Annotated in this window: 5 protein-coding genes and 1 tRNA gene; 4 read left to right on the top strand and 2 right to left on the bottom strand. The window is 61.8% G+C overall.

The genetic code is table 11. From position 1 onward, the window contains the following. Nucleotides 1–637 precede the first annotated feature (637 nt). The gene (locus FJV41_RS46105) at nt 638–5674 is read left to right on the top strand and encodes a metallophosphoesterase (RefSeq protein ID WP_141648998.1); all 5037 of its coding nucleotides are present in this window, start codon (nt 638–640) and stop codon (nt 5672–5674) included. A gap of 530 nt (nt 5675–6204) precedes the next feature. Here the strand turns inward: FJV41_RS46105 and FJV41_RS46100 are convergent. After that, on the bottom strand, nt 6205–6708 hold the full coding sequence (locus FJV41_RS46100) for an HNH endonuclease (RefSeq protein WP_141648997.1): 504 nt from the start codon (nt 6706–6708) through the stop codon (nt 6205–6207). A gap of 232 nt (nt 6709–6940) precedes the next feature. Between FJV41_RS46100 and FJV41_RS46095 the strand changes: the two genes are divergently transcribed. The 3 genes from FJV41_RS46095 to FJV41_RS52840 all read left to right on the top strand — a co-directional run bounded on the left by FJV41_RS46095 (nt 6941) and on the right by FJV41_RS52840 (nt 7913). Next, the gene (locus FJV41_RS46095) at nt 6941–7261 is read left to right on the top strand and encodes a helix-turn-helix domain-containing protein (RefSeq protein WP_246137839.1); all 321 of its coding nucleotides are present in this window, start codon (nt 6941–6943) and stop codon (nt 7259–7261) included. Between the two features lie 17 nt (nt 7262–7278). Next, on the top strand, nt 7279–7422 hold the full coding sequence (locus tag FJV41_RS52845; protein WP_181791417.1) for a hypothetical protein: 144 nt from the start codon (nt 7279–7281) through the stop codon (nt 7420–7422). A gap of 305 nt (nt 7423–7727) precedes the next feature. Further along, nucleotides 7728–7913 carry a tyrosine-type recombinase/integrase gene (locus tag FJV41_RS52840; protein WP_181791415.1) on the top strand — a complete coding sequence of 62 codons (186 nt, stop codon included), beginning with the start codon at nt 7728–7730 and terminating at the stop codon, nt 7911–7913. A 431-nt stretch (nt 7914–8344) separates the two neighbouring features. Here the strand turns inward: FJV41_RS52840 and FJV41_RS46085 are convergent. Next, nucleotides 8345–8421: transfer RNA gene (locus tag FJV41_RS46085), tRNA-Pro, on the bottom strand. Nucleotides 8422–8544 lie beyond the last annotated feature (123 nt).

The following is an 8544-nucleotide window of genomic DNA, read 5'->3' as shown; positions in this document are numbered from 1 at the left end:
TCACGCGCAACTGGACTCCCGCGGGCTCCGTCCGCCTGGGCCCCTCGCCCAGCCGCATCTCGGCCGTGCAGGAGATGAAGCGCATCGGCTGAACCCTCTCACGCGACATCTACCTTGACGCTCACCGAGGGGGCATCAATTATCCAGCAAGCACCCTGGCCAGGAGCCTTTACCGCCAGCCACGGCCGAGGACCGGCAGTGCGGACCGCACACCCGTCCGGCCAACCGGCTGTCGGAGGCGGAGCGGCGCCGAATCCTGGCGGTGGCCAACAGCGAGGAGTTCCGGGACGCCTCGCCCAAGCAGATTGTCCCCAGGCTGGCGGACCGGGGCGCGTACGTGGCCAGCGAGGCGAGTTTCTACCGGGTGCTGCGCGAAACGGGGCAACTGACCCACCGAGGCCATGCCAAGGCGCCCACACCCAGACGCTCCTACCTGCCGGGCCAGGGTCGAGGCATTCACCGCGCTCGCGCCCATCATCCGCTTCACCATCTGTGCCTTGAATGCGTCTGTGTACGGCACTTCAACCACCTGCACTCGCCCCCATCGGGTGGTCAGCTCGGCACGTCAGCCGAGGCGACTTCTTGCCTGACACAGGGGGGCGCGCGTCACCCGCTCTACGCGACAGCCAAGAAGGGGATGCATCGTTTCCATTCCGAGGGTGTATTCGCCCCGCTGACCGCCTGCCGCGTCTGCCGATTCCTCCGAAGGGAACCACACGAAGTGTGGGAGAGCCGCGAAATCGGGTCAACTTCAGAATCAGGCTTTGCTTCCCGTCAGGCGGCCCGTTGTTGCATGCTTGGCGCGAACGGTCTGAACGGGGGACACGTGGCGCGGCTAAGCTGGCTTCACTTCTCGGACCTTCAACTGGGGACTCGCGGTTCACGGTTGCTGCAACCCGAATACCGAGATGCGCTCGAAAAGGACCTGAGGAAGCTGCATGCGCTCACAGGCCCGTGGGACCTAGTGCTCATTTCGGGGGACTTGACGAAGACGGGCTCGGAGCGGGAGTTCGAGTTGGTGAACTCGACGCTAGGCTCGCTCTGGAAGTTTTTCAATAGCCTGGGCTCCACTCCATGCCTGCTCACAGTGCCTGGCAACCACGACATCCTGCAGGGCAGCGCAACCTCAAAGCTGAACCACTTGCGTGCCTTAGACGTGAGGAATGCGCATCACGATAGCGGGACGAGCGTCCAAGAACAGGAGGTTCGGGCGGGACTCGCCCCATTCTCCGCTTGGTTCAGCGCATGGCGAAAGGAGCATCCCGTTCCCCTAATCCAGAGCTTCCATCCGGGCTTGCTCCCAGGAGACTTCGTCACGACACTTAGAAAGGAGCGCTTGAAGATCGGCGTTGTCGGTCTCAACTCCCTCTTCCGGAGTTCTCCCGACGATGCTCTTGAGAGTCGTCATGAGATTCATCTCCAGCAGTTGGACGCCGCCACTAGAGATGATGTCCGTCGGTGGGCCAGGGAGCATGACATCCTCCTGCTCTTGACACACCACGCTCCGCGGAAACTGCACACCCAGTCCCTGGAATTGCTGTTGAGCGCCCTGACGCCGCCAGCCGGAGCCGTGCTGCACCTATGTGGCGGCCGGCACGAAATGGACATGCCTGCCATCCAGAAGACGACCGAGGGCGTCCTCCTTCATGCGCCCTCTCTTTTCGGGTGGGACGACGCCAGCAAGCATTCCTGGGGATATATAGCGGGGAACATCGACATGAATATGTCCGAAATGAGCGGGCAACTCTCGCTCTTCTCCCGCGTGACCGCCCACACCCGCGTCGGCCTAGAGATGCAGCAGGATAAGCAACTGCACCCCTTGAACGAGGGCCCTGTCTCAATTGATTTCTCTCCCTCCGGTCTGTCCTTACCGAAGTCCCAAGGGTCCTTGGCGAGCCCCGGAAGGGATACAGATCAGGGGCCGTCAAGCCTTCTTCGGACACTCGGGGATGGAATACAGCCCGCGCCTGAGGAACTGACAGCCTTCAAACCGGAATCTTTCACACAAGACGCTGCGCACGATGACAACATCCTAGCTGTCGTGAACCAGCGGCAAGCCTCGATCCTGCCACGGGGCGTGAAACTTCGGGAGACATTATTCACCGGTCGCGCGGCGGTGGGTTGGATGGCGTGGGCACCTGCGGGGGACTTGCTCGCCGTGGGCTTGTCCGATGGCCGACTCATGTCCTGGTACCCTAGCCATGGGAGCCCCCGCTGGGTCATCCAAGCACACGAGACTGCCGTCACAGATCTCTGCTTCGAACCCAGCGGACAGCGGATTGCCTCCTGCTCCGGATCTCAACTGCGCCTCTGGAACGCAAAGGGAAAGCAGTTATTGGAGGTCCCGCTTCTGGCGCTCCAATCCACCGTGGCTTGGTCTTCCTCGGGACTGCTTGCGGCTTCAACCTTTGACGGGCGCATTATTTTTTGGTGGGCAGACTCGGGAAGTGAAGAAGTTAGATCAGTGCCCCGCGGCTCACCCTCCGAGATTTACTGCATGGCGTGGTCGACCAATGGTCAGCGACTGGCTTGCGGCGGCGAAGGAGATGGAACGTTATTGCTCTGGGACATCCGGACTGACGACTCACTTGACATATCTTATGAATTACACCGAGCCGGCAACAAAGGTGCAATACAAGACATAGCCTGGAAGCCCGGCTCGCCCCTATTGGCATTGGCGTGCCGAGACAAGAGTATCCGCATCTGGAACACGAAGACGCAAAAACTAGTCGGGATGCTGGAAGGGCACACTGACGTAGTGGTGAGTGTCTCGTTTTCTTGTGATGGGCAGTTGCTTGCATCTAAGTCCTTGGATGGTACGGTCTGTCTGTTTCGAACAGATACGTGGAAGGAAGTAGCGAAACTCGATGAGCCTCCCTCTGCGCTGGCATGGGCCGGCCTGACTTTCTCCGCGAGCAAGCCCCTTCTGGCGACCCTGTCCCCTGGATCCCGCGGCGTGCGAATCTGGGACATCGACGTCGAGGCCTTGCTGACTGCCCAGACTCCTGCATCTACCACTGTCCATAATGCCAGCGCCAAGGTGGTGTTAGTGGGGGAAGGCCGCGCGGGCAAGAGTTGCCTCGCGCTGCGAATGGTGAAGGGCGCATATGAGGAATTGGGCTCTACCCACGGCATACGATTCTGGTCAATGCCCGTGGAGGCCACGGAGCAGGGGCGCCGCATACAGAGGGAAGTCATCCTGTGGGACATGGGTGGGCAGAGCGAGTATCAACTCGTGCACCAGCTCTTCCTGAGTGACTCCACGGTGGCGCTGATGGTTATGGAGCCTGGACGAGGGAAACCGGCGCTCGACGAGATTGAGGGGTGGAACCAACGGCTGCTGGCCCAAACGCGAGCGCATCCAGTTCGTAAACTCCTGATTGGCGCCAAGATGGATGACGAGAATGCCCCTGTTGACGAGGGAGCCATCGACCACTTTATCCAGCGCCTCCAGTTTTCAGGCTACGTGTCGACCAGCGCCCGCACTGGACGGGGGCTTCCCGAGCTGAAGAACGTCCTGGCTAGCACTATCGAGTGGGATGCTATCGAGAAAGTCAGCCGCCCTGAACTCTTCCAACGCCTACGCGAGCATATCCAGCGGCTGCGCAATGCGAAGAAGGTAGTTATCACCTTCACGGACCTGGAGGACGAACTGCGACGGGACACCGGAGGTGCCGTGGACTCCAAGGCGCTCCAAGCGGTGGTGGCTCAGTTGGCGTGGCAGGGGCTGCTGGCGGACACGCGGCTAGCGGACGGGACCCAGGCACTCGTGCTAGAAGTCGAGCAGGTGGAGCGCTACGCAGGTTCGCTTGTCCTGGCTGCGCGTGACAACCCGCATGGGGTGCCCGCAATAGACGTGGCAAAGGTTCGTTCCCGCAACATGCTGTTCCCACGCATACGGCCCGAGGAGCGGCTCCGTTGGGACCAGGAACTCATCGTACTCGACTGCGTCACCCAGCTCCTCCTTGAGCATGGGCTGTGCCTTCAGCATGAAGGGCTGCTCATCTTCCCATCGCTCTTCCGGCCCACTCAGCACGGGCCCGCGGCGGATTTCCCTTACTCCGTCTCGATGCACTACGACTTCACCGGCCCCGTGGACAACATTTATGCGTCGCTCGTTTCGTCGCTAGCTATCAGCAGGGGCTTTGGCTCCATGCGGCTGTGGGAGGATCGTGCCGAGTTCGGCCGGGCTGGGGAGGCCACCGCCGGCGTCCGCCGCGTCCAACATGGTAGTCAAGGGGCACGCGGTTTCGCTCGGTTGGACCTCTTCTTCGACACGGAGACGCCGAAGGATAAACGCGACCTATTCGTGAACTTCGTAGAGGAGCACCTCGCAGAGCATGGCGTGGAACTGCTAGAGCGGCTGTCCGTCACTTGTGCCTGCGGCCGGGTGTTCGTGGAAGACATTGTCCTCGCGCGAATCGAGTCGGGGCAGGCGGACATTGGCTGCCAAGTGTGCGACCGCCGGACGCCTCTCACGCTCGGGGCGCAGGCTTCGCGTGCTCAGGACCCAGGGCTGGCAAACAAAACTCGCGCTTTGCGCACCCAGGTCCGGGAACAGCGCTCCCAGACTATTTCCGAGACGAAGGTTATCATGGCAGAGGCAGAGAAGACAGCGCCAGCCCAGGATACCCCCCTCCGTATCCTCCACCTCAGCGACCTGCACGTCGGCGCAAAGGAGGATCCGCTCAACCTCTTCCAGCCACTCGTAGCTGACCTGAAGGATAAGACGGAAGGACTGGGCCTGTCTCGACTGGACTACTTGGTCATCTCCGGCGACATCACTAATCGGGCGACTCCGGAAGAGTTCGAGCAGGCTCGGAAGTTCGTATCCGAACTCATCCAAGAGTTCGGCCTGACGTCGGAGCGCTGCATCATCGTTCCTGGCAACCACGACCTACACTGGGACACGGAGGTCTACAGCCTCAAGAAGAAGCGGCAGGTGAACGAGAAGGAACTCAAGCTGGGCATGTACCACCAGGAGGGAGACGTGTTCTTCATCCGCGAAGAGACAAAGTACGCGGAGCGCTTTCGCAACTTCTCCCAGCACTTCTATCACCCGCTATTGCAGAAAGAGTACCCGCTGTCAGCAGAGCAGCAGTGTCTTCCATTCCTCTTCCCTGAAACGCGCCTCCAGTTCCTTTCCATGAACTCTGCCTGGGAGATCGACGAATACTTCAAGGAGCGCTCCAGCATCAGCGAGCATGCCCTTTCCCGAGGACTTGCCGAGGCGGACAGCCAACTCGCCGACGCGCGTAAAGCTGGCACCCTTGCTGCGGGTGCCAAGGTGTTGCGGCTTGGCGTCTGGCACCACCCAATCACAGGCAACGAGAAAATTCAGTCCGATGCCTTCATGGGTCGACTGCAGCAGGCCGACGTTCGGATCTGCATGCACGGCCATGTCCACGAAGACCGTGCGGATCTCGTCGGATACCTGAACCCAACACGCCGGATTCACGTAATGGGAGCTGGGAGTTTCGGTGCACCCACGGCAGAGCGACCCGAATCGGTGCCGCGGCTGTACAATCTGCTGGAGGTGAATCGGGATCTTGGTGGGTTCCGCGTCAACACGAGGAGCATGCCGAGGCAGGGCGGGGCATGGCGAGGACATGCGATTTGGAGGGGCCCGGAGCGAGCTGTAATGCGGACGTTCTATGACGTGTCGTTGATCTAAATACAGACATGACGGAATGGCAAAAACAAGCGGCCACGATAAATTGCCACTTCATCCCATTGCACCGCTGCGCCTCAGCAAGCGTCCGCCGAGCAGTTGCATGGCGCGGTGTCTGGCTGGGCCGCTCGCTGCAATTCCATGAGCGCAAGTTGTTACCTTTCCTTCTCGAATGGCGTGTGCCATCGCCGAGGAAAGCCTCGTGATTCGCCTGGGTCCGAAGCGACATTGTGTCCGCCGCAACAGCCCGGTGCAGACGACGAAACAACGTAGGCGGCCGGCATCCAAGTAGTTGGGGCGGTGCCGACTTCAAGCAGCCCGGAACCCATCGGCCAATTAGAGTTCTCACCGGCCCGGGATCACCCCGGGCTCCGTCACGTCCGCGCCCATCGGCCACCCAGAGGCTTCACCGGCGATCTCGGCTACATGACGACGCACGTTTCCATCGGCAACCGCAGCACAACGATAACCGGCAGCTCTCAAGAGGGCAGCGGGGAGCTGAACACCGCCAAGCACAACTCGACTGACTCCCCTCAGCGCTCTCCCTCGCCGTCGTTGTTGGCCTCCACTGCCTTCACCACCGTTCTGGTGGGCCAATCCTTCTTGCGGCTCTTGCGTTGGTGGCAGTTGGCGCAGAGGCAACGGAACGTCGAGATTGGGTCCTTCCGTCCCTCAACATGGTCGAGCTGCAGGCACCGTACATCCGGGAGCCCACAGTCTGCGCATCGGTACTGTGCGGTTCTTGCCGCGTGCAGTGCGTTCTTCCCATACTTCTTGCGCTCTGACCCGCTGGCCCGCGTGGAGAGCCACTGGGCGACAATCTGCTCGCGCTCCTCAAGGAAGTCCCATGCTACTGTCTTGCGGTCCGGCGGAAGATTCTTGGGGCCCTGAGTCTCGTAGAGGAAGCACAACGCCGTCTTGAGACAACCCTGCACGTCGGCTGGTGCGGCACCAACACGTGCTTTGATGAACGACGGGTTGTCGAACCGCTCAGAGGGAATCACGAACTCGTCGGGTACTTCGATTCGATGATCCACGGGTCCTCTCTTGGTGCAATGCCAGGCTTCCATCGGTTGAAATGATCTGAGTTTCGCCCTTGCCATAGATCGGCCGCGAGCGGCAGCGATGATGGCCCAGGAGCGCATTCGTCAGCGATGGCGATCTCCTCTGGCTGCCACTCATCCTTCAACATCGCCACCATGAGCCTCGTCTTCACGAGGTTCAAATGCAGGACGGGATTCATTTCAGCAGCGACGACGGGAGGCCACGATGTCCAGCGCAGAAGCCGGGCTGCGTGACCTTATCCGCGCCCAGGTGCGCGAGGAACTGGTGGCGTTCCACGCGGATGCAGCTCACCGCGAGCCGGTGCAGGCAGGGCCTCCCGGGAGCACCAGCCCAGACGGCCAGCCCCCTCTCGACAAGGCCGTCTACACCGCCGAGGAGGTGGCCCGCTTTCTCGGGTGCAGCCCCAAGGCAGTGTACGCGAAGGTCTCGCGCGGCCAGCTCCCAGGCATGTTCCGCGTGGGCCGCTCGCTGCGATTCCGTGGGCGCGAGTTGTTACCGTTCATTCTCGAAGGGCGTGCGCCGTAGCCGAGGAGGTCTCGGAGATGAGCGTGAAAGTCAGGGAGTACAAGAAGCGCCCCAGGAGCGGATGGAAGGTAGACATCATGTTCAAGTGGCCCGATGGCAAGCTGTACCGCGAGCGCGTGAAGGCGCCGGTGGGCTCCAAGTCGGGCGAAGGCGTGGGGTGAGCAGCGGCAGTCCGAGCTGCTCTCACGAGGCCGCAAGGCCGTGAAGAAGAAGGCGGTGCCGGCGTTGAAGGAGTTCTCGCCCCGCGACCTGGACGAGGGCGCCAGGGCAAACCGGCAGAAGCCCAGCACCATCATCCAGAAGAAGCGCAGCCTCGACTTCTGCCTACTACCACGGTTCGGAGGGCTGCGGCTCGACGCCATCAGCAACACCGAGGTGGCGAAGCTCAAGGCGGAACTGGTGGTCCGCAGTCCGAAGGCGGTGACCAACGTGCTCGTGGTGATCAACAAGGTGGCGCCCGCCAACCATGGAGTTCTACGATCCGCACGAGTTCGAGCGGCTGGTGGACGCGGCGGCGAAGGTGGACCACCAGCACCTCGTCTTCATCCTGCTCGGTGGAGAAGCGGGGCTGCGCTGCAGCGAAATCATTGCCCTGGAGCAGACGGACGTGGACTTCACTCGAGGCGTCATCCACGTCCGCCACTCGGAGTAGGAAGGGCACGTCACACTGCCCATGGGCGGACGGGCCCGGCAGGTGAACATGACCGCCCGGCTGGCAGACGCCCTCCGCAAGCAGTGGCACTTCCGGGGCGAGCGAGTCCCCTGGCGGGCCGACGGCCACCCGAAGGTGACCCAGGTGCTGCTGAACAAGTGGCTGAGCCGGATCCAGCGACTGGCTGGACTGAATCACGGGAGGTATCCACATCCTCCGCCACACCTTCTGCGCGCGGCTGGCGATGGCCGGCGCCCGGTGAGAAGAGCATCCAGGAGCTGGCCGGACACCAGAACCTCGCGACTACCCAGCGGCACACGCACCCGAGCCCGGCGGCCAAGTCAGCGCCATCCAGATGTAGAGGGTGAAGCAGGAGGCCCAAAAACGGAAACGGGCTGGAGATCCGTGAAGATCTCCAGCCCGTCAAAAAATGGTCGGGGAGACAGGATTTGAACCTGCGACCCCTTGGTCCCGAACCAAGTGCTCTACCAGGCTGAGCCACTCCCCGATACGTCCGTCCGCCGGTGGTCTTCCTCGGGACCGGCGAAAAGTGCGGGCGGTAATACCCGTGCCCCTTGGCTGAGTCAACGTCCTCGGATCACCTTTTCGTTCCCCGCCCCCTCGCCTGCCC

Origin of the sequence: Myxococcus llanfairpwllgwyngyllgogerychwyrndrobwllllantysiliogogogochensis, from assembly GCF_006636215.1 — a bacterium.
GTDB lineage: Bacteria > Myxococcota > Myxococcia > Myxococcales > Myxococcaceae > Myxococcus > Myxococcus llanfairpwllgwyngyllgogerychwyrndrobwllllantysiliogogogochensis.
Note: the sequence above shows the minus strand (reverse complement) of the source record. Positions and strands in the feature narration are given on the sequence as shown.